Source organism: Mycobacterium sp. SMC-18 (assembly GCF_045310895.1).
Lineage (GTDB): Bacteria > Actinomycetota > Actinomycetes > Mycobacteriales > Mycobacteriaceae > Mycobacterium.
In genome coordinates this window covers 1-1,490 of sequence record NZ_JBJIAL010000123.1, presented here as the reverse complement: position 1 = coordinate 1,490, position 1,490 = coordinate 1, and the positions used below count along the sequence as shown (strand labels likewise).

The following is a 1,490-nucleotide window of genomic DNA, read 5'->3' as shown; positions in this document are numbered from 1 at the left end:
GGAGTTGGCGCTGATGCTGGCGCGGCAACGGGTACTGAAGATCCAGACCAAGCTGCACCGTTGGGCACGCGATGATCTTGATCGCCGGTTCGACGATCTGTTCAACCTCGTCGCCGATCCCGCGTTCGTGTTGGTGGCGTGGGATCGGGTCAGCGGGAATAAGGGTGCCGCCACGGCCGGGGTGGATCGGCGCACCGCGTCGTCCATCACTGCCGGGCAGGGCATCGAGGTGTTCCTCGATGAACTGCGGTCGCAGTTGAAGGACCGCAGTTTCCGCCCGTTGCCGGTGCGCGAGCGGATGATCCCCAAGACCGGTGGTGCGTTGCGCCGCTTGGGGATTCCCACCGTGGCCGATCGGGTGGTCCAGGCATCGTTGAAGTTGGTGTTGGAGCCGATCTTTGAGGCGGATTTCCTGCCGTGTTCCTACGGTTTCCGTCCGAAGCGCCGCGCTCATGATGCGGTGGCCGAAGTGCGTTATCTCGCAACACGTCCCCGGTGTTATGACTGGGTTGTTGAGGGAGACATCAAGGCCTGTTTCGATGAGATCGACCACACCGCTCTGATGGGGCGGGTGCGTCGACGCGTCGGTGACAACCGTGTCTTGGGGTTGGTGAAGGCGTTCCTCAAGGCGGGCATCCTCACCGAGGACGGCCTGCTGGCGGACAGCACCGCCGGAACTCCGCAGGGTGGGATTCTTTCGCCGCTGTTGGCCAATGTGGCGTTGTCGGTGCTCGATGAACACATTGCCGGGTTGCCGGGTGGTCCGGCTACCGGCTCGGTTGAGCGCGCTCGACGACTTCGTCACGGGCAGCCGAACTTTCGGCTGGTCCGCTATGCCGACGACTGGTGTCTGATGGTGCGGGGCACCAGAGCCCACGCCGAAGCACTACAGGAGGACATCGCCGCCGTGTTGGCGACGATGGGGTTGCGTCTGGCACCGGACAAGACCCTGATCACCCATATCGACGAGGGGCTGGACTTCCTCGGGTGGCGCATCCAGCGTCGCCGCAAGCGGGGCACCAGCTGCAGCTACGTCTATGTTCATCCGTCCACGAAGGCCGTGTTGGCGGTCAAACGGAAGATCAAGACGCTGCGCCGAACAGTTGAACTCAACCAGCCGCTCGATGACCTGCTGCGCCGCATCAACGCGACGCTGCAGGGATGGGCGGGCTATTTCCGGGCCGGGGTGTCCTCGGCGACCTTCTCCTACCTCAGTCACTACACGTGGCAGACGGTGTGGCGCTGGCTCCGACGAAAACACCGCAAGTCGACCTGGAAAGACCTGCGCCGCCAATATTGCGGCGGCGGCTGGTGGCCAGCCACCGAGGACCGTGTGCTGATCGATCTGGAGAAGATCGGCACGACCCGCTACCGCTACCGCGGTGCGGTCATTCCCTCGCCCTGGCCGACCGACGAGGAGGACACCACAGCAGCCTGACCGGGTCTTGTGGAGAGCCCGGTGCATTGAAAGGTGCACGCCGGGTTCGGGA

The 1,490-nt window shown here is 64.2% G+C and carries 1 protein-coding gene; it reads left to right on the top strand.

Annotated elements, in window-relative coordinates:
* Nucleotides 1–1,438 (top strand): group II intron reverse transcriptase/maturase (gene ltrA / locus ACJH6J_RS30375; RefSeq protein WP_406805033.1); only part of this gene is annotated, 1,438 nt, incomplete at its 5' end.
* Between the last annotated feature and the right edge of the window lie 52 nt (nucleotides 1,439–1,490).